Source organism: Streptomyces sp. NPDC002176 (assembly GCF_044903645.1).
GTDB lineage: Bacteria > Actinomycetota > Actinomycetes > Streptomycetales > Streptomycetaceae > Streptomyces.
In genome coordinates, this window is record NZ_JBJDQW010000002.1 from 164,663 (window position 1) to 183,436 (window position 18,774).

The 18,774-nt window shown below is 72.8% G+C and carries 17 protein-coding genes; 5 read left to right on the forward strand and 12 right to left on the reverse strand.

Translation table 11 applies throughout. The features are described from left to right. Positions 1–3: 3 nt before the first annotated feature. From rpmF to recG, 6 genes are all read right to left on the reverse strand, one after another. Positions 4–177, reverse strand: a complete 174-nt coding sequence (gene rpmF / locus ACI2LY_RS08985) for a 50S ribosomal protein L32 (RefSeq protein WP_003951102.1) — start codon at positions 175–177, stop codon at positions 4–6. 2 nt (positions 178–179) lie between these two features. Beyond that, positions 180–833: a YceD family protein gene (locus tag ACI2LY_RS08990; protein ID WP_393912831.1), complete on the reverse strand. Its 654-nt coding sequence runs from the start codon at positions 831–833 to the stop codon at positions 180–182. 133 nt (positions 834–966) lie between these two features. Beyond that, positions 967–2,067 (reverse strand): cell division initiation protein, encoded by a 1,101-nt coding sequence (locus ACI2LY_RS08995; protein ID WP_404707291.1) that lies wholly within the window; start codon positions 2,065–2,067, stop codon positions 967–969. A 116-nt stretch (positions 2,068–2,183) separates the two neighbouring features. Further along, positions 2,184–2,663, reverse strand: a complete 480-nt coding sequence (gene coaD / locus ACI2LY_RS09000) for a pantetheine-phosphate adenylyltransferase (protein WP_404707292.1) — start codon at positions 2,661–2,663, stop codon at positions 2,184–2,186. A gap of 26 nt (positions 2,664–2,689) precedes the next feature. Further along, positions 2,690–3,277 (reverse strand): 16S rRNA (guanine(966)-N(2))-methyltransferase RsmD, encoded by a 588-nt coding sequence (gene rsmD / locus ACI2LY_RS09005; protein ID WP_404706614.1) that lies wholly within the window; start codon positions 3,275–3,277, stop codon positions 2,690–2,692. A gap of 156 nt (positions 3,278–3,433) precedes the next feature. Then, positions 3,434–5,635 carry an ATP-dependent DNA helicase RecG gene (gene recG / locus ACI2LY_RS09010; RefSeq protein ID WP_404706615.1) on the reverse strand — a complete coding sequence of 734 codons (2,202 nt, stop codon included), beginning with the start codon at positions 5,633–5,635 and terminating at the stop codon, positions 3,434–3,436. Positions 5,636–5,829: 194 nt separating this feature from the next. Here recG and ACI2LY_RS09015 point away from each other — a divergent pair, with 194 nt between their 5' ends. Further along, positions 5,830–7,647, forward strand: a complete 1,818-nt coding sequence (locus ACI2LY_RS09015; RefSeq protein WP_404707293.1) for an HSP90 family protein — start codon at positions 5,830–5,832, stop codon at positions 7,645–7,647. Continuing rightward, a complete protein-coding gene (locus tag ACI2LY_RS09020) occupies positions 7,644–10,490 on the forward strand; it encodes a tetratricopeptide repeat protein (protein ID WP_404706616.1) in 2,847 nt (948 codons plus the stop codon). The genes ACI2LY_RS09015 and ACI2LY_RS09020 overlap by 4 nt, the downstream gene beginning before the upstream one ends. A 19-nt stretch (positions 10,491–10,509) precedes the next feature. On the opposite strand, the gene ACI2LY_RS09025 is transcribed toward ACI2LY_RS09020, so the two are convergent. Further along, the gene (locus ACI2LY_RS09025; RefSeq protein WP_404706617.1) at positions 10,510–12,189 is read right to left on the reverse strand and encodes a DAK2 domain-containing protein; all 1,680 of its coding nucleotides are present in this window, start codon (positions 12,187–12,189) and stop codon (positions 10,510–10,512) included. Between the two features lie 257 nt (positions 12,190–12,446). On the opposite strand from ACI2LY_RS09025, the gene rpmB reads away from it, so the two are divergent. Continuing rightward, positions 12,447–12,632: a 50S ribosomal protein L28 gene (gene rpmB / locus ACI2LY_RS09030; protein ID WP_004924906.1), complete on the forward strand. Its 186-nt coding sequence runs from the start codon at positions 12,447–12,449 to the stop codon at positions 12,630–12,632. An 89-nt stretch (positions 12,633–12,721) separates the two neighbouring features. Here the strand turns inward: rpmB and thiD are convergent, their stop codons facing one another. Together thiD and ACI2LY_RS09040 are read right to left on the reverse strand one after the other, a co-directional pair. Beyond that, positions 12,722–13,531 carry a bifunctional hydroxymethylpyrimidine kinase/phosphomethylpyrimidine kinase gene (thiD, locus tag ACI2LY_RS09035; protein ID WP_404706618.1) on the reverse strand — a complete coding sequence of 270 codons (810 nt, stop codon included), beginning with the start codon at positions 13,529–13,531 and terminating at the stop codon, positions 12,722–12,724. Between the two features lie 8 nt (positions 13,532–13,539). Next, positions 13,540–14,502 carry a thiamine-phosphate kinase gene (locus tag ACI2LY_RS09040; RefSeq protein ID WP_393912825.1) on the reverse strand — a complete coding sequence of 321 codons (963 nt, stop codon included), beginning with the start codon at positions 14,500–14,502 and terminating at the stop codon, positions 13,540–13,542. A gap of 205 nt (positions 14,503–14,707) precedes the next feature. On the opposite strand from ACI2LY_RS09040, the gene ACI2LY_RS09045 reads away from it, so the two are divergent. Both ACI2LY_RS09045 and ACI2LY_RS09050 read left to right on the forward strand, forming a co-directional pair. Continuing rightward, complete coding sequence (locus ACI2LY_RS09045) at positions 14,708–14,941, forward strand: Lrp/AsnC family transcriptional regulator (protein WP_037625030.1); 234 nt, start codon at positions 14,708–14,710, stop codon at positions 14,939–14,941. A gap of 20 nt (positions 14,942–14,961) precedes the next feature. Then, positions 14,962–15,480 (forward strand): DUF3515 domain-containing protein, encoded by a 519-nt coding sequence (locus ACI2LY_RS09050; protein ID WP_404706619.1) that lies wholly within the window; start codon positions 14,962–14,964, stop codon positions 15,478–15,480. Between the two features lie 12 nt (positions 15,481–15,492). Here ACI2LY_RS09050 and ACI2LY_RS09055 read toward each other — a convergent pair whose 3' ends face one another. From ACI2LY_RS09055 to ACI2LY_RS09065, 3 genes are read right to left on the reverse strand one after another with little or no spacing between them, the layout of a single operon-like run. Further along, positions 15,493–16,650 (reverse strand): D-alanine--D-alanine ligase family protein, encoded by a 1,158-nt coding sequence (locus tag ACI2LY_RS09055; protein WP_404706620.1) that lies wholly within the window; start codon positions 16,648–16,650, stop codon positions 15,493–15,495. A gap of 59 nt (positions 16,651–16,709) precedes the next feature. Next, positions 16,710–17,720, reverse strand: coding sequence for an NAD(P)H-dependent glycerol-3-phosphate dehydrogenase (locus ACI2LY_RS09060; protein ID WP_401446680.1), 1,011 nt, complete (start codon positions 17,718–17,720; stop codon positions 16,710–16,712). Beyond that, positions 17,717–18,574, reverse strand: coding sequence for a lysophospholipid acyltransferase family protein (locus ACI2LY_RS09065; RefSeq protein ID WP_404706621.1), 858 nt, complete (start codon positions 18,572–18,574; stop codon positions 17,717–17,719). Before ACI2LY_RS09065 ends, ACI2LY_RS09060 begins: the two co-directional genes overlap by 4 nt. Positions 18,575–18,774: the final 200 nt, after the last annotated feature.

Here is an 18,774-nt window from a genome sequence, read left to right on the forward strand (position 1 = left end):
CGCTCAGACTTCGAGGACCTGGCGCTTGTTGTAGGTGCCGCAAGACGGGCACGCGATGTGCTGCTGCTTGGGCTCGTGGCAGCGCTCGCACGCAACCAGGGTGGGGACCGCAGCCTTCCACTGCGACCGGCGGTGGCGCGTGTTGCTGCGCGACATCTTCCGCTTCGGAACAGCCACGGCTACTTCTCCTGCTTCTCGTCGGCACGTGCGGATCGAGGCACGTCGCCGCTCATCTCGTCCTTCTCGCCGTCCGACATGGTGTCGGCGAGTCCCTGCAATGCCGCCCAACGGATGTCGACGGCGTCGTGGTGGTGGTCCGGGTCGTCCGTGAGCCGCGCTCCGCATGTGGAGCACAGTCCCTGACAGTCGTCCTGGCACACCGGCTGCATCGGCAGTGCGAGCACCACCGCATCCCGCAGCAGAGGTTCGAGGTCGATCAGACCGTCCTCGAGATACTGCCTGTCCTCGTCGTCCTCGGCGTCGTCGCCCGGTTCCGCGCTCACGCGGCCACGGTCGTCGGCGTCAGGGTACGAGAACATTTCCTGGAAGTCCGCTTCGAGCTCCAGCCCGACCGGCTCCAGACACCTTACGCACTCCCCCTTCGCCGATGCACGGGCGGTGCCTGTGACAAGCACCCCTTCCATGACCGACTCCAGACGGAGGTCGAGCTCCAGCGGCGCGCCTTCCGGCACTCCGATGACGCCCTCGAGACCGAGGTCACGGGGGGCGTCGACCTCGCGGGTCAGGCGCTGCATCGCACCAGGCCGCCGGCCCAGCTCGTGGGTGTCGATCACGAGAGGGTTGCGGTGGTCGAGTCGTGCGTTGGAAGCCATTCCTGCTTTCGGTCCGGGCTAGGAGGGACGCCGCCCGACGGTGTTCCGGGCAGCGGTGATCGCGGGGATACACGCGACCGAACAGCCAGGATACTGGACCTTTCGCTCAGGGCCCAATCGGGTCCCCGAGCGGCTACAGCCCGCGGCCCTGCTCATACGCGCGCAGCTGCTCCGCGCTGATCATGCTGGTGTCGAAGAGGCTGGCCTCGTCCAGGGCGTAGTCCTGCTGGGGCTGACCCTGCTGCTGGCCCTGCTGCTGGTTCGGGTCGTAGCCCGGCTGCTGGGGGTCGTAGCCGTGGAAGGCGCCCTCGGTCTGCGGGGCGTAGCCGTTGGGGGCGGCGTACGGGTCCTGCTGGTAGCCGTACGCCTCCTGCGGGGCGTAGCCGGGCTGCGGGGGGTAGGCCGCCGGGTAGGCGTCGGGCTGCTGGTAGCCGTACGCCTCCTGCGCCTCGTACACCGGTTCCGGGGCCGGAGCCGGGGGCGCCGGGGCGCGCTGGGCCGGGGCGGGCGGGGTGTCCGCCAGGGCGGCGAGGTCGGCCAGGTAGTCGGCGTCGCTGGAGTGCTGGAAGGTCGTGGTGTCGTCCGCGAGGGCGCCGAGGTCGTCGGTGGCGATCCGGCCGTGCAGCTTCTGGCGGCCGCGGTGGACCGCCTCCAGGGTCTTGGCGAGCACCGCCTCGAAGGCGCCGAGCTTGACGTCGACGTAGGCGTCCGCGTCGTGGCGCAGGGTCTCCGGGTCCTGGCTGCGCTCGGGGGCGTCCTCGTCCTCGTAGCCGTGCTCGTCCAGGCCGGGGCCGGTGCCGAGCAGCTTCTCCCGGCCGCGGCCGACCGAGCCGAGGGTCTTGGTGAGGACGACCTCGAAGTTGGCGAGCTTGGAGTCGACGTAGTCGTCGGCGTCCGCGCGGACCTGCTCGGCCTCGGCGCGGGCCTCCGCGAGGATGCGGTCCGCCTCGGCCTGGGAGTGGCGGGCGACCTCGGTACCGGCGATCAGGCTGCCGCGCTCGGCGTGCGCGGTCTCGATGATCCGCTCGGCCTCGGCGCGGGCCTGCTCGACCAGCTGCTCGCGGCCGCCGATCAGCTCCTGCGCCTGTTCGAGGGAGCCGGGCAGGGCCTGGCGGACCTCTTCGAGCAGCGCGAGCAGTTCGGCCCGGTTGACCACGCAGGAGGCCGACATGGGCATGGACCGGGCACCGGAGACCGCGGAGACGATCTCGTCGAGCTTGTTCTGGACGTCCACCTGGCTCGCCACTCTCTACTGCTGTGTTGGAGACGGACGGGTCGACTGTACGGCCATGGGGCGGCCGTCCGACACCGGGTGACGGGTCATCACCTTCCCCGTCACGCCCGCGGGCGTCAGTCCTTCCGGAACCGGTCGCCGAGTGCCGCGAGCACCTGCGGGGGCACCAGGTGGGAGATGTCGCCGCCCCAGGCCGCGACCTCCTTGACCAGGGAGGAGGACAGGAAGCTGTAGGTGGGGTTGGTGGGCACGAACAGCGTCTCCACCCCGGTGAGGCCGTTGTTCATCTGGGCCATCTGCAGCTCGTAGTCGAAGTCGCTCACCGCGCGCAGGCCCTTGACGATGGCGGGGATGTCGCGGTCCTTGCAGAAGTCGACGAGGAGGCCGTGGTGGGCCTCGACGCGGACGTTGGTGTACTCGGCGGTGACCTCGCGGATCAGGCCGATCCGCTCGTCGACGTCGAACAGGCCCTTCTTGGACTTGTTGACCATCACCGCGACGAACACCTCGTCGTACAGACGGGAGGCGCGGGCGATGATGTCGAGATGTCCGTTGGTGATCGGGTCGAACGATCCGGGACAGACGGCGCGGCGCACTGGAGATCCCTCGCTCTCGGGTCCGGTCATCGTGCGTCTTCGCACGTTGAGGCGGCGCGACCGTACCAAAACGTTCCCTCGCCGTACCGGCGGGACCGGATCGGCTCGAACCCCTCCGGCCAGTGGAATTCGCCGCCTCTGGTGCTGCGCTCCACGGTGACGAGGGCTTCGGCGGTCAGCCAGCCCCCGGCGCGGAGTGTGAGGAGGATCTCGCGGAGATCGTCGTCGGAGACGGCGTACGGGGGGTCGAGGAAGACGAGGTCGTACGGCTCGGCGGGGGGTGCGGTACGGACGACTTGTTCCGCTTTGCCCGCCCGTACTTCGGCGCCCGGGAGGCCCAGGTTGCGGACGTTGTCGCGGACGGTCCTCGCGGCGCGGGCGTCGGCCTCGACGAGGAGGGCGTGGGCGGCGCCGCGGGACAGTGCCTCCAGGCCGACGGCTCCGGAGCCCGCGTAGAGGTCGAGGACCCGTTCGCCGTTCAGGGGGGTGCCGAGGAGGGACTGCCAGGTGGAGAAGAGGGCTTCGCGTGCGCGGTCGGATGTGGGGCGGGTTCCTGTGCCGGGCGGCACGTCGAGGCGCCGTCCGCCTGCGGTGCCGGCGATCACGCGGGTCATGTGAGGGTCCTTCTTCTGCGGGGGCGTTCTTTTATTTTCGCAGGTGGTGGGGGGTCTTGTGGTGCGTTGGCGGGTGCGGGGCCGTTGTGGTTGATCGCGCCCACGCGGCGGAGCCGCAAATGGACACAGCCCCGCGCCCCTTAACGGAGATGCAGCTCAGCCCTTTTCCAAGTACTGCTCTCTCTCCTCGTCCAAGAGGGCCTGCAGGGCTGTGCGTAGGCCGGGGATGTGCTCCAGCTCCGGGTCTGCCTCCACCACCGCTGTCGCTTCCTCCCTCGCCTCCGCGATGATCTCCTCGTCCTCGATGACCTCCAGGACGCGGAGGCTGGTGCGGGCGCCGGACTGGGCCTGGCCGAGGACGTCGCCCTCGCGACGTTGTTCGAGGTCGATGCGGGAGAGTTCGAAGCCGTCGAGAGTGGAGGCGACCGCGCCCAGGCGCTGGCGGGCGGGGCTGGCCTCGGGCATCTCGCTGACCAGGAGACAGAGGCCGGGGGCCGAGCCTCGGCCGACGCGGCCGCGCAGCTGGTGGAGCTGGGAGACGCCGAAGCGGTCGGCGTCCATGATGACCATCGCGGTGGCGTTGGGGACGTTGACGCCGACCTCGATGACGGTGGTGGCGACGAGGACGTCCGTCTCCCCGGCGGCGAAGCGGCGCATCACGGCGTCCTTGTCGTCGGGGTGCATCCTGCCGTGCAGCACCTCGACCTTGAGGCCCTGGAGCGGGCCCCGGGCGAGCTGGTCGGCGATGTCGAGCACGGCCAGCGGGGGGCGTTTGTCGCCCTCGGTGGCCTTCTTCTCGGCGGCGCTCTCGTCCTCGTCGCCGATGCGGGGGCAGACGACGTACGCCTGGTGGCCGTTCTCGGCCTCCTCGCGGACGCGTTCCCAGGCGCGGGCGAGGAAGTGGGGCTTGTCGGCGGCCGGGACGACATGGGTGGCGATCGGGGAGCGGCCCGCCGGGAGCTGGTCCAGGACCGAGGTCTCCAGGTCGCCGAAGACCGTCATCGCGACCGTGCGCGGGATCGGGGTGGCCGTCATGACGAGCAGGTGCGGGGGCTGTTTGCCCTTGCCGCGCAAGGCGTCGCGCTGCTCCACGCCGAAGCGGTGCTGTTCGTCCACGACGACCAGGCCGAGGTCGTGGAACTGGACCTTGTCCTCGATGAGCGCGTGGGTGCCGATGACGATCCCCGCCTCACCGGTGACGATGTCCAGCAGCGCCTGCCTGCGCGCGGCCGCCCCCATCGACCCGGTCAGCAGCACCACCTTGGTCCCGTGCTCGGACCCGCCCAGCATGCCGCCCTCGGCCAGCTCCCCCATCATCTCGGTGATCGACCGGTGGTGCTGCTGGGCGAGCACCTCGGTGGGCGCCAGCATGGCCGCCTGTCCCCCGGCGTCGACCACGGCGAGCATGGCGCGCAGGGCCACCATTGTCTTGCCCGACCCCACCTCCCCCTGGAGCAGGCGGTGCATCGGGTGGGCGGTGGCGAGGTCGGTGAAGATTTCGGCGGAGACGCGTTGCTGGCCGTCGGTGAGGGTGAAGGGGAGGCGGGCGTCGAAGGTGGTGAGGAGGCCGTCGGGCAGGGGGCGGCGGGGGACGGCGGGGAGTTGGGTGTCGGCGTAGCGGCGGCGGGCGAGGGCGACTTGGAGGACGAACGCCTCGTCCCACTTGAGGCGGGCGCGGGCGTCGGCGATGTCGGCCTTGGTGGCAGGGCGGTGGATCTTGACCAGGGCCTCGGGCAGTTCGACCAGGCCACGGCCCTCGCGCAGTGACTCGGGGAGCGGGTCGACGGCCTCCTGGACGCTGGGCAGCACGGTCTGCACCGCCTTGCCGATCTTCCAGGACTCCAGCTTGGCGGTGGCGGGGTAGATCGGGATGAGGGAGCCCGCCCAGCTCTCCACGGCCTCGTCGCCGTCCTCGGCATCCTTGTCCAGCAATTCGTACGCCGGGTGGGCGAGTTGGAGGCGGTGGTTGAAGACGGAGACCTTGCCGGAGAACATCGCGCGGGTGCCCGGCAGCAGTTCCTTGTGCGGTTTGTGCACGCCGTTGCCGAAGAAGACCAGCTGGAGGCGGCCGCTGCCGTCGGTGATGGTGACCTCGAGCCGCTGGCCCTTGCCGCGCGGGGCGCGGGAGGAGGCGAAGGTGTGCAGCCGGGCGTCGGCGACCTGGGCGACCACGGTGACGTGTTCGTCCATGGGGAGGTCGGCGAGGTGGGTGAGCTGGCCGCGCTCCTCGTATCTGCGGGGGTAGTGGTGCAGGAGGTCGCCGACGGTGTGCAGGCCGAGGTTCTCGGCCATCACCTTCGCGGTGGCGGGACCGAGCACCTTCTTCAGGGGTTCTCGCAGTGCGGGCACGAGATCCATTGCACACCACACCACCGACATCGCCGTACAGGTGGCTCCGCCCGGTCCCGGCGAGATCCCCGAAGTACCTGGTCAGCTCGGGCCTTCGGGCCTAGGATGACGCGCCTTAAGCCATCCCCCGCGGTCACCGCCCCCACGGCACCCGACCGCCCGACCCCGCGCCGCGCGAAGCTCCCCCCACCGGCGCCGTGACGATGGACTCCCAGAACCCTCAGTCATCCCCGCACACCTTCCAGGTCGACCTGCGTGGTCTGGTGGACCTGCTCTCCCAGCACCTCTACTCCAGTCCCAAGGTCTATCTGCGCGAGCTGCTCCAGAACGCCGTGGACGCCGTCACCGCCCGGCGGGCCGAGGAGCCCGGCGCCCCGGCGCGGGTGCGGCTCTTCCCGGACGGGCGCGGCGGGCTCCGGGTGGAGGACAGCGGCATCGGGCTCACCGAGTCGGACGTGCACACCCTGCTGGCGACCATCGGCCGCAGTTCGAAGCGGGCGGAGGGCCTGGAGGAGACCCGCTCCGGGTTCCTGGGCCGGTTCGGCATCGGTCTGCTGGCCTGTTTCGTGGTCGCCGAGCGCATCCGCGTGGTCAGCCGCAGCGCCCGTACGCCTGACGCCCCGCCCGTGGAGTGGACGGCCGCCGACGACGGCTCGTACACCGTGCGCACCCTCCCCGACTCGGCGCGGCCGGAGCCGGGCACGACCGTGCACCTGGTGGCGCGGGCGGGTGCGGGCGAGTGGCTGGCACCGGCGCGGGTGCGCACCCTGGCGCGGGACTTCGGTTCGCTGCTGCCGTACGACGTGCGGGTCGACGACGAGCCGGTCACGGATCTCCCGGCGCCCTGGGACCGCCCCTGGCCGAGCCCGGTGGAGCGGCGGGCGGCGCTGGAGGCGCACTGCCGGGAGCTGTTCGGCTTCACCCCGCTGGACGCGATCCCCCTGGACGTCCCGCTGGCCGGGGTGCGCGGGGTGGCGTACGTGCTCCCCGCGGCGGTGAGCCCGGCGCAGCGGGCCACCCACCGGGTGCATCTCAAGGGCATGCTGCTCACCGAGCGGGCCGAACAGCTGCTGCCCGACTGGGCGTTCTTCGTGCGCTGCGTGCTGGACACGGACACGCTGCGGCCCACCGCGTCGCGCGAGGCGCTGTACGAGGACGAGACGCTGGCCGGGGTGCGCGAGGCGCTCGGCGAGCGGGTGCGGGACTGGCTGACGGGGCTCGCGGCGGGTGACCCGGAGCGGCTGGCGGCGTTCCTGGCCGTGCACCATCTCGGGGTGCGGGCGCTGGCCCGGCACGACGGCGAGATGCTCAAGGTCATGCTGCCGTGGCTGCCGTTCGAGACCAGTGACGGGCAGCTGTCGCTGGAGGAGTTCGCACGGCGGCACCCGATGGTGCACTTCACCCGCAGCGTCGAGGAGTTCCGGCAGGTCGCGCCGATCGCCGCCGCGCAGGGCGTCGGGGTGGTGAACGGGGGCTACACCTACGACAGCGAGCTGCTGGAGGCGCTGCCGTCGGTGCGGCCGGGCACGGTGGTCGCGGAGCTGGACGCGGACACGGTGACCGCCCATCTGGACTCGGTGGACCCGGCGGCGGAGCTGGCGCTGTCCGGCTTCCTGGCGGCCGCGCGGGCCCGGCTCGATCCGCTGGACTGCGATGTGGTGCTGCGGGCGTTCCACCCGGTGTCGGTGCCCGCGCTGCATCTGGACGACCGGTCGGCGCGGCACGAGCGGGCGCGGGCGGACGCGGAGGAGCGGGCGGACGACCTGTGGGCGGGCATCCTGGGCTCGCTGCGCGGTACCGCGCCCCGCGCCCGGCTGGTGCTGAACCATCTCAACCCGCTGATCCGGCGCGTCGGTTCGCTGACCGACCCGGAGCTGACGGGCACGGCGGCCGAGGCGCTGTACGGGCAGGCGCTGCTGCTGGCGCACCGCCCGCTGCGACCGGCCGACTCGGCGTTGGTGAACCGGGCGTTCGCCGGACTGCTGGACCGGGCGACGCTCCAAGAGGACGAGGGACGATGAGCAGGATCATGGACTTCGAGGCGCTGCGGCAGGCCATGGCGGAGAACGCGGAGCGGCCGGAGGGCCCGGCACGCAACGCGCGTGCGGAGGAACTCCTCACGGAGGCCGAGAAGTTGGACATCCCGCTCGCGGTGATCGAGGCGCTCGGCCATCAGGTGAAGGTCTACAACTACAGCTCGGAGAAGGACCGGGTGTTCGTCCCGTTCGCGCGGCTGCTGCGGATGTGGGACGAGCGTCCGGAGGACTTCGACGCGTACGAGGCGCACGCGCTGCACTGGACGTTCAAGTGGATGACCGCGGGCATGCTGGGCCAGCCGCACATCCCGCTGGCGTCGGTGGAGAACTGGCTCGGCGAGATGGAGCGCCGCTACCGGGTCGCCGGGTACTCCGAACGGGCCGTGCGCGCGGCCGAGTTCGACATCGCCTCGCACATCGGGGACCGGGCGCGGGCGGAGCGGGCGTACAGCGCGTGGCTGGCCGCCGACCGGGACGACATGGCCGACTGCCACGCCTGCGAGCTGCACGGGCAGGGCGGCTGGCAGGTGCGGTCGGGCCGGGACGCGGAGGCGCTGGAGCTGTGGGCGCCGGTGCTGGAGGGCGAGTTCGCCTGTGCGCACGAGCCGCACGGGGTGCTTGCCCGCTCGCTGGTGCCGCTGCTGCGGCTGGGCCGGGTGGAGGAGGCCCGCGCCCACCATCTGCGGGGCATCCGGCTGGTGCGGCCGGTGGAGAGCATGCGGGACGCGTACGCCGCCCATGTGGAGTTCTGCGCGCTGAGCGGGAACGAGGCACGCGCTCTGGAGCTGTTGGCGGAGCGTCCCGCGTACTTCACGGACACCGGGCATCCCCGCAGCCTGCTGGAGTTCCTGGCCGTGGTGACGCTGCTGATGGACCGGCTGACCGCGCTCGGTCTGGGCGCCCGGGAGGTGCCGGGTCCGGCCGGGCGGACGTGGACCGCGCGGGAGCTGGCCGAGCACGCGCGCGTGGAGGCGCTGGAGCTGGCCGCGCGGTTCGACGCGCGCAATGGCAGCTCGCACATCGGTGACCTGACCCGCGCCACGATGGCGGCGAAGCCGCTGGTGGAGCGCCTGCCGCTGGGCGTACGGACGGCTCCGGCCCCGCCCCCCGCGCCCGAGGAGGTCCCGGAGGAGGAGCCGGAGGTGCCCGAGCTGCTGGCGCGGGCGCGGCGGCTCTCGGAGACCCTCCAGCCGGACGCCCCGCAGGCATGGGCGGCCCTCGCGCGGGCCGCCGACGGCGCCGGACTCGACGCACGCGCGCGTGCCGAGCTGGCCGACAACGAGGCGATGGTCCGGGGCCCCGACGGCATCCCGCTCTTCGAGGAGGCCGCCGCCCTCTACGCGGAGGCGGGCGATCACGGTGAGGCCCTGGCGGCACGCGCGCGTGGAGCGTACGTACGCGCCCTGACCGGCGACACGGAGGCGGCGCGCAAGACGGTCGACGCCCTGTACGACGAGGTGCTCGCGCGGTACGCGGAGGAGGCGACCGGCCCCCGGCAGACGGCGGGGGTGCTGATCAGCCGGGCGCGGGTGCTGATGCGGTGCGTGCACGAGGGCGCCCCCGCCGAGGAGGCGGAGCGGGCCGCGCGGGAGGTGCTGGCGTTCGTCGGCGGCCGTACCGGGGACGATGTGCGGTTGGTGGCGCGCGGGGCCGAGGCGCGGGCCATGCTGGCGGAGCTGGCCGAGCTGGGCGGCGACCTGTCACGCGCGGCCGACCTGTTCCGGCGGGCGGCGGCCGAGTACACGGGTGCGGGGCTGCCCTGGTTCGCGGTGGAGTACGAGGCGCGGGTGGGGGCGCTGTCCCAGCATCTCGGGGAGCCCGCCGAGGCCGAGCGGGCGCTGCGGTCGGCGTTGGAACACGGCGGGGCGTATCTGGAGCCGACCGGGCGGGCCCAGCTGCATCTCCAGCTGGCCGAGCTGATCGGGGCGCGGGACGGCACCGAGGAGGCGGCCGGGCACGCTCTCCAGGCCGCGCACTGGGCCGACGCGGCGGGCGAGAGCGGCACCTTCGGCGCGTGGGCCCGGCATCTGCTGGGCGGGCTGCTGCTGCGCCAGGGGCGCTGGACGGAGGCCGCCGAGGTGCTGGAGTCGGCGCTCGCAGAGCTGTCGGCCGAGGTGCACGGGGACGGCGCGCTGGTGCAGACCCGCTGGTGGCTCGGGGACTGTCTGAGCGAGCTGGGCGAGCACCGGGCGGCGGCCGAGCACCGGCTGCTGGCGGCCGGTATGGCCGAGCGGTGGCCGGAGCAGCAGGACCACGCGACGCTGGCGCATCTGGCGGGCGAGTCCCTGGCCGAGGCGGATCTCCCGGCGGAGGCGGACCGCGCCTATGTGCGCGCGGGCGAGCTGTGGGAGGCGCTGGGCAACCCGTACTTCACCGTGCGCGCGCTGCGGGCCCGCGCCTGGCTGGCGCCCCGGCTGGCGGCGGGGATGCCGGGGGCGCGGGCGCTGATGGCGCGGGCCGTGGAGGTGTGCGGGAAGGCGCTGGCGGAGGCGGACGACCCGCTGGAGCGGGCCCGGCTGACCACCGAACTCGCGCACACGCACCGCCAGTTCGGTGAGCTGCTGGCCACGGTGGCGCGGGAGCGCGAGGAGGCGCTGGCGGAGCTGGAGCGGTCGGCCGAGCTGTTCGCCACCCTCGGCGCGGACGGTCTGCACGGCCGTACCGGCGCCGAACTGGCCGCCGCCGCGCTGGACGCCGAGCTGGGCCGGACGGCCGAGGCGCGGGCACGCGCGCGTGCCGTGCTCGCCGCCTACGAGGGCGCCGACGACGCGGACGACACCGTCCGCGTCCGGCGTGCGACGGCGGCCCGCCTGTTGGACGGGGAGTGACCCGGGCCCCGTACCCCGCTCACTCCACGCCGATGAGCAGCAGCGCGCCCTGTCGGCCGCCCCGGTAGACCACGGTGTCGACGGCGAGGTAGGACTCGCGGACGCGGGCTTCGAGGCGGTCGGCGACCGTCTCGGGGGCGTCGTCGCCGACGACCAGGGTGACCAGTTCGCCGCCCGCCTGGAGCATGCGGTCGAGCACGGTCTCGGCGGTGCCGGTGAGGTCCGGGCCGATCACGGCGACATCGCCGTCGATCAGCCCCAGGACGTCCCCGGCCTGGCAGATCCCGGCCGTGGTCCAGGACTGGCGCTCGGCGACGAGGACCTCGGCGTACCGGGTGGCGCCCGCGGCCGAGGTCATCTGGACCACGTCCTCGTCGAACCGCCGGTCCGGCGCGTGCACGGCGAGCGCGGCGATGCCCTGGACCGCCGAGCGGGTCGGGATCAGCGCGACCCGGACGCCCTCGGCGCGGGCCTGCTCGGCGGCCACCGCCGCCGTGTGCCGCAGTTCGGCGTCGTTGGGCAGCAGGACGACCTCGCGGGCGTGCGCGCGCCGGAGGGCCTGGGCCAGCTCCCCGCTGGCGGGCGGCTCACCGGGGCGGGCGAGCACGGTGGTGGCGCCCGCCTCGGCGTACAGCCCGGCCAGCCCCTCGCCGGGCACGACGGCGACGACGGCCCGCTGCGCCCGCTCGCGCGGCGGCCGCTCCCCGCCCGCGTGGACGTCGTCGGCGGCGAAGTGGGTGATCCGGACGCGGTACGGGCGCCCGGCCTCGATGCCCGCCTCCACGGCGGCTCCGGCGTCGTCGACGTGCACATGGACGTTCCACAGTCCGTCGCCGCCCACCACGACGAGGGAGTCACCGAGGGCGTCGAGCCGTTCCCGGAGCCGGGTGACGGCCGTGTCGTCGGCCTCCAGGAGGTAGATCACCTCGTAGGCGGGGCCGCCCTCCCCCGCGTGCTCCGGGGCTTCTGGGCAGCTCTCGGCCTCGGCGGACCCGGTGTACGTCTCCTCGGGCACCGCGTCCCCGGTGAGCGCCTCCACCAGGGCGGCCAGCACAGTCACCAGGCCGCGTCCGCCCGCGTCCACGACCCGGGCGCGGCCGAGCACGGCCAGTTGCCGCGGGGTGGCGGCCAGGGCGGCCCGCGCTCCCTCGTAGGCGGCCAGCGCGACGGTCCCGCAGTCGCCCTCGGCTGCGTCGGCCGCGTCGGCGGCGGCCGACGCGACGGTGAGCACGGTGCCCTCGACGGGGTGGGCGACGGCCTCGCGGGCGGCGTCGGCGGCCCGGCGCAGGGCGAGGCGCAGGGCGTCGCCGTCGGCGTGAGGCGCGTCACTCGCCTCGGGGGCGGCGAGCACCTGGGCCATGCCGCGCAGCAGTTGGGCGAGGATCGTGCCGGAGTTGCCGCGGGCGCCGATCAGCGCGCCGTGGGCCATCGCGCGCAGGGCGTCGGCGAGAGCGGGTCCGTGGCCTCCCCGGGCCGTCCCGGCCGCGTCGTCCGGCTCGTACCCGGCGAAGACGGCCTCCACGGCGGCGGCGGCCGATTCCACAGTCAGATAGAGGTTGGTGCCGGTGTCCCCGTCGGCGACGGGATAGACGTTGATCGCGTCGATCTCCTCGCGTGCGAGACCCAGCGCCCGCAGCGCCAGAGCGCACCAGGACCGCACCGCGAGAGCATCGAGGAATGTCTGCGGCACCTGCGCCACCTGCGCCTCCCTGTGGCTGGACGTGGGACGCAGCGTAGACCGTGGGACGGTGTCCACCGCGGGAGGGCCGGGCACGGGGTGCCGGGCCGCCATGGTAGTTTCGTTGTACCGAAGCAGTCGTTGTATGCTGCTCCGGTTGCCCGATCCCGATCGGGCCATTCCCCCTGGCAGCGCCACTCAAGATCTCAGGTCTCCTGATCTCGATCCCGGCATGCCGGGATCCACCGTAAGTGCATCTGAAGTCTTTGGAGTGACCCGTGGCTGCCAACTGCGACGTCTGTGGCAAGGGGCCGGGCTTCGGCAACAACATCTCGCACTCGCACCGCCGTACGCCCCGTCGCTGGAACCCGAACATCCAGCGCGTTCGTACTGTGGTCGGCGGGACGCCGAAGCGCGTGAACGCTTGCACCTCGTGCATCAAGGCCGGCAAGGTCTCGCGCTGACGCACCGCTAAGCGCGCGGCCATAGTCGGTTGCTGTGAAGAGCCGGTCCACCTCGTGTGGACCGGCTCTTCGCGTTGCCGTCCCGCTTCCTAGAAGCGCCAGCCGTGGTCCACGGGGCCGATCCCGGCGCCGAGCGCGAAGCCATGGGCGATCGCCCCGGTGACGTACTCCTTGGCCGCCGTGACGGCCTCCGGTACGGGCAGGCCCTTCGCCAGCCCCGAGGCGATGGCGGAGGCCAGGGTGCAGCCGGTGCCGTGGGTGTGCCGGTTGTCGTGACGCGGGGCGCGCAGCCGGAACTCCTGGTCGCCGTCCGTGAGCAGATCGACGGCCTCCCCGGTGAGATGGCCGCCCTTGATCAGCACCCACTGGGGTCCGTAGGCCAGTACGGCCTCCGCCGCCGGGCGCAGCTCGTCCTCCGAAGTGACCCGGAATCCTGTGAGTTGGGCCACTTCGTCCAGGTTCGGGGTGGCCACGGTCGCCACCGGGAGCAGCCGGGTGCGCACCGAGTCCAGGGCGGAGGCGGCGAGCAGCGGGTCGCCGTGCTTGGAGACGCCCACCGGGTCCACCACGACGGGCGCGTCCGCGGTGGAGACCAACTCCGCGACCGCCTCGACCAGTTCCGCCGAGGCCAGCATGCCGGTCTTCACGGCCTGGACGCCGATGTCGTCCACCACGCTGCGGTACTGCGCCCGCACGGCCTCCACCGGCAGCTCCCAGGCGCCCTGCACGCCCAGGGAGTTCTGCGCGGTCACGGCCGTGATCACGCTCATCCCGTGCACGCCGAGCGCCAGCATCGTCTTCAGGTCGGCCTGGATGCCCGCTCCGCCGCCGGAGTCCGAACCGGCCACCGTGAGGACGCGCGGCGGCGCCTGCCCGGCGGGCCTCGCTCCGGGCCTCACGCCGGGCCTCACTCAGGGCCCCCGAAGTGGTCCCAGCCGCCGGTGGCGGTCCAGGGCGCCCCGTCCACGGTCACCTGGGGCAGCGCCGAGGGGTTGAGGACCTCGCCGATGACCTTCCAGCGGGCCGGGAGTTTGGTGTCGGGCGGGAAGGTGGCCACGATCGCGTGGTCCTCTCCCCCGGTCAGCACCCACTGCAGCGGGTCCACCCCGACCGCCTGGCCGATGTCGTTCATCTGGGTGGGGATGTCGATGGCGCCGGAGCGGATGTCGATCCGGACCTTGCTGGCCTCCGCGATGTGCCCGAGGTCCGCGATCAGCCCGTCGCTGACGTCGCACATCGCGGTCGCGCCGAGCGCGGCGGCCGCCGGACCCGCGTGGTACGGCGGCTCGGGGCGGCGGTGGGCCTCCACGAAGGCGCGCGGCGAGCGGAAGCCCCGCGACAGCACCGCGAACCCGGCGGCGGACCAGCCCAGCCAGCCCGTGACGGCGACCAGGTCGCCGGGCTGCGCGCCCGCGCGGGTCACCGGCTCCTGGTTGCGCAGGTCGCCGAGCGCGGTGATCGACACCATGATCGTGTCGCCGCGTACGACGTCCCCGCCGACCACGGAGGCGCCCGCGACCTGGCACTCGTCGCGCAGGCCGTCCATCAGCTCGGTGGGCCAGGTCACCGGGAGTTCGGCCGGGACGACCAGGCCGAGCAGCAGCGCGGTGGGCACGGCGCCCATCGCGGCGATGTCCGCCAGGTTCTGGGCGGCGGCCTTGCGGCCCACGTCGTAGGCCGTGGACCAGTCGCGGCGGAAGTGCCGGCCCTCCAGCAGGATGTCGGTGCTCGCCACCACCCGGCGGTCCGGGGCGGCGACCACGGCGGCGTCGTCACCGGGGCCGACCCGGACCGCCGGGGTGGTGGTGAGACGGGAGGTCAGCTCCCGGATGAGCCCGAACTCACCAAGCTCACCCACTGTGCCCTTCATGGCCTCAAGCCCCTTCTGTACCTGTCCCGTGCCCGGTCGCGCGTCATCAGTGTCCCCGATACGGTCGAGGTGACCGTCAACTTCCGTCGTGCCCGCACCCCGGCACGCGTCCGCCGTTCCCCAGGGTCTCCCCTTGGAGAGCGGCGACGCGATACCGTGGCGTTCCTCTTCCCCACATGATCCTCGTGGCCGCCCTGGAGGTTCCGTGGTACAGGCGTACATCCTGATCCAGACCGAGGTCGGCAAGGCGTCGACCGTCGCCGAGACGATCGGCAAGATCCCTGGTGTGATCCAGGCCGAGGACGTGACGGGACCCTATGACGTCATCGTGCGCGCCCAGGCCGACACCGTCGACGAACTGGGTCGCATGGTGGTCGCCAAGGTCCAGCAAGTGGACGGCATCACACGCACCCTGACCTGCCCGGTCGTGCATCTGTAGCCCCCGTCTACCCTTGGCCGGTGAACTTCTTCCGTCACCGGTCCCTCGGCCTGCTCGCGCCCGCGCTGCTGATCGCGGTCGCGGGCTGTTCCACGGCGGACGACGGCGCCGCGGTCGCGGCTCCCCGCCCCGACGCGCGCACCGCCCCCCTGTGCCTGCGTCTGGACGAGGCGCTGCCCGAGAAGGTGGACGGCCGGCACCGCGACGACCCCCGGCCCGCTTCCCGCTACACGGCGGGCTGGTCGGGCCCGGCGATCATACTGCGCTGCGGGGTGGTCCGGCCGCCGAAGATGACCGACCCCGAGGTCGCCCAGGGCCACGACCCCGACGCGCTGGCCGGTGGGGTCGACGGCGTGGACTGGCTGATGGAGAAGCGGGACGACGGTTCGTCGCGCTTCACCACCGCGAACCGCCGCGCCTACGTGGAGGTGACGCTGCCGAAGGAGCTGTCCGGCCCGGACGACTCGACGGCGGTGCTGGTCGACCTGGCCCCGGCCGTGAAGAAGGCGATCCCCGAGGGGATCGCCTCCATGCGGTGATGACGCGCCGTACTAGCGCAGCCCGGTCGGGCGGCGCAGCGCCGCCTGGATCAGGCGGTCCACCAGCTCCGCGTAGCCGACGCCGGACGCCTCCCACATCTTCGGGTACATCGAGATGGGGGTGAAGCCGGGCAGCGTGTTGATCTCGTTGATGACGAACTCGCCGTCGTCGGTGAGGAAGAAGTCCGCGCGGACCAGGCCCTCGCAGGACGCGGCCTCGAACGCCTCGATGGCGAGCCGCTGGAGTTCCGCGGTCTGCTCGTCGGTGAGCGGGGCCGGGACGACACCGGGCGTGGAGTCGATGTACTTGGCGTCGAAGTCGTAGTACGCGTGCGCGCTGGGCGGCGGGATCTCGGCCGGTACGGAGGCGCGCGGGCCGTCCTCGAACTCCAGGACACCGCACTCGAGCTCGCGGCCGGTCAGCGCGGCCTCCACGATGATCTTCGGGTCGTGGCGCTGGGCCTCGGCGATGGCCTCGTCGAGCCCGGCCAGGCCGTCGACCTTGGTGATGCCGATGGAGGAGCCCGCGCGGGCGGGCTTCACGAACAGCGGCCAGCCGTGCTCACCGGCGAAGTCCACGATCCGCTTGCGGGCGGCGGACTCGTCCCGCTGCCACTCACGGGGCCGGATCACCAGGTACGGGCCGACCTTGAGCCCGAAGGAGGTGAACACCCGCTTCATGTAGTCCTTGTCCTGGCCGACGGCCGAGGCGAGCACACCCGAGCCGACGTAGGGCACACCGGACAGCTCCAGCAGACCCTGGAGGGTGCCGTCCTCCCCGAAGGGGCCGTGCAGCACCGGGAAGACGACGTCGACCTCACCGAGCGCCTTGGGCACCGCGCCGGGCTCGCTGTAGACGACCTCGCGGTTGGCCGGGTCGACCGGGAGCACCACTCCGCCCTCGGTGGACTCCGCCACGTCCAGCACCTCCGGGGTGCGGCGGTCGGTGATCGCCATCCGCTCCGGCTCGTCGGCCGTCAGCACCCAGCGGCCGTCACGGGTGATGCCGATCGGCAGGACGTCGTACGTGGTCCGGTCGATGGCGCCCAGGACGGCACCCGCGGTGACCGTGGAGATCCCGTGTTCGGAGGAACGGCCGCCGAACACGACGGCCACACGCGGCTTGCGGGGCTGCGCCGCAGGGCTCTGGGGGAGGTTCTCGGTGCTCATATCGGGTTTAGAGTACCCGTTGGTAGGGCCCCCGGACAGCGTCGACCCGGCGGGTTCGCTCAGCGTCGCTCGGGCTTCGCGCTGCGCGACATCAGCTCCTTGAGGGCGACCACGGGCGGCTTCGCGTCGTGCACGATGCCGACGACCGTCTCGGTGATCGGCATGTCGACGCCGTGCCTGCGGGCCAGATCCAGCACGGACTCGCTGGACTTGACGCCCTCGGCGGTCTGCTTGGTGACCGCGATGGTCTCCTGGAGCGTCATGCCCTTGCCGAGGTTGGTGCCGAAGGTGTGGTTGCGGGACAGCGGCGAGGAGCAGGTCGCCACCAGGTCCCCGAGTCCGGCGAGGCCGGAGAAGGTCAGCGGGTCGGCGCCGAGCGCCATGCCGAGCCGGGTGGTCTCGGCGAGGCCGCGCGTGATGAGCGAACCCTTGGCGTTGTCGCCGAGTCCCATGCCGTCCGCGATGCCGACGGCGAGGCCGATGACGTTCTTGACCGCGCCGCCGAGTTCGCAGCCGATGACGTCGGTGTTGGTGTACGGCCGGAAGTACGGGGTGTGGCAGGCCGCCTGGAGCCGCCGGGCGACCTCCTCGTCGGTGCAGGCGACCACGGCGGCGGCGGGCATCCGGGCGGCGATCTCCCGCGCCAGGTTGGGCCCGGTGACCACGGCGATCCGCTCGGGGCCGACCTTGGCGACGTCCTCGATGACCTCGCTCATCCGCATGGCGGAGCCGAGTTCGACGCCCTTCATCAGGGAGACGAGCACGGAGTGCGGAGCGAGCAGCGGGGCCCAGTCGGCAAGGTTGGCGCGCAGCGTCTGGGAGGGGATGGCCAGGACGACGAAGTCGGCGTCCCCCAGCGCCTCGGCGGCGTCGGAGGTGGCGCGCACGCCCGGCGGGAGCTCGACGCCGGGCAGGTAGCCGGGGTTGGTCCGCGTGGAGTTGACCGCTTCGGCGACTTCGGCGCGCCGGGCCCACAGGGTGACCTCGCAGCCCGCGTCGGCGAGGACCACGGCGAACGCGGTGCCCCAGGAGCCGGTCCCCATGACGGCGACCCGGACAGGCGTGCTCACTTGCCGCTTCCCCCTTCGGTGGCGGTGGGCGTGACCTCGGCGGCGGGCGCGGGCACGGTGTCCTGGCCCGGAACCTCGCCGGACCGGACGGAGTGGCCGGACCGGGTGACCTCGCCGGACTGGGCGCGGGTGCGGCGGCGCTGCTCGATCCGCTCGCGGCGCGGGTCGTAGGGCACGGCGGGCGCCTTCTCGCCGCGGATCTCCTCCAGCTGGCGGGTGATGGCCGCCATGATGACCGCGCTGGCCTCCCGGAGGACGTCGGCGGTCATCTCCTTGCCGTAGAACGGGGAGAGGTCCACCGGCGGCCCGGCCAGGACGTGGTGGGTCTTGCGCGGGAGGAGACGGGGCTTCTTCGCGTAGGGCGGCAGGAGTTCGTTGACGCCCCACTGGGCGACCGGGACGACCGGGCACCGGGTCTCCAGGGCCACGCGGGCGGCACCGGTCTTGGCGGTCATGGGCCAGCCGTCGGGGTCGCGGGTCAGGGTGCCCTCGGGGTAGAAGGCGACGCACTCACCGCCGTTCACCGCGTCGATCGCGGCACGGAAAGCGCTGAGCGCGTCGGTGCTCTCGCGGTAGACGGGGATCTGTCCGGTACCGCGCATCACGGCGCCGACGAATCCCTTCTTGAAAAGGCCGCTCTTCGCCAGGAATCGCGGAACGCGTCCGGTGTTGTACTGATAGTGCGCGTACGCGAAGGGGTCCACGTGGGAATTGTGGTTCACCGCGGTGATAAATCCGCCGTCGGCCGGAATGTGCTCCATTCCTCGCCAGTCCCGCTTGATCAGAACCGCCAGCGGCGGTTTGCAGATCACCGCGGCCAAGCGGTACCAGAAGCCGATTCTGCGGCGGGACACGCGGACACCTTCCTCCATGGCCTCTGAGGGCCGTCACCTCGGCCGGGGGCCGCACAAGTGTGACTCCGGGCCGCCGGTCTGTCGAGAACACCGTACGCCCGCATGTTGGCGGCGACCGCCCCCGGACGGCCCTTCACAGCATTCCCCCACACCCCGGGGCGACTCGGGAAGCCTGGTGGGAGCGGGTGACAATGAGCGCG

What these genes read in the sequence shown, in the direction of transcription:
- ACI2LY_RS08990 (WP_393912831.1), bottom strand. Translation starts at nt 833, where the DNA reads ATGGCTTCCAACGCACGACTCGACCACCGCAACCCTCTCGTGATCGAC.
- rsmD (WP_404706614.1), bottom strand. Translation starts at nt 3,277, where the DNA reads ATGACCCGCGTGATCGCCGGCACCGCAGGCGGACGGCGCCTCGACGTG.
- recG (WP_404706615.1), bottom strand. Translation starts at nt 5,635, where the DNA reads ATGGATCTCGTGCCCGCACTGCGAGAACCCCTGAAGAAGGTGCTCGGT.
- ACI2LY_RS09015 (WP_404707293.1), top strand. Translation starts at nt 5,830, where the DNA reads ATGGACTCCCAGAACCCTCAGTCATCCCCGCACACCTTCCAGGTCGAC.
- ACI2LY_RS09020 (WP_404706616.1), top strand. Translation starts at nt 7,644, where the DNA reads ATGAGCAGGATCATGGACTTCGAGGCGCTGCGGCAGGCCATGGCGGAG.
- ACI2LY_RS09040 (WP_393912825.1), bottom strand. Translation starts at nt 14,502, where the DNA reads ATGAAGGGCACAGTGGGTGAGCTTGGTGAGTTCGGGCTCATCCGGGAG.
- ACI2LY_RS09055 (WP_404706620.1), bottom strand. Translation starts at nt 16,650, where the DNA reads ATGAGCACCGAGAACCTCCCCCAGAGCCCTGCGGCGCAGCCCCGCAAG.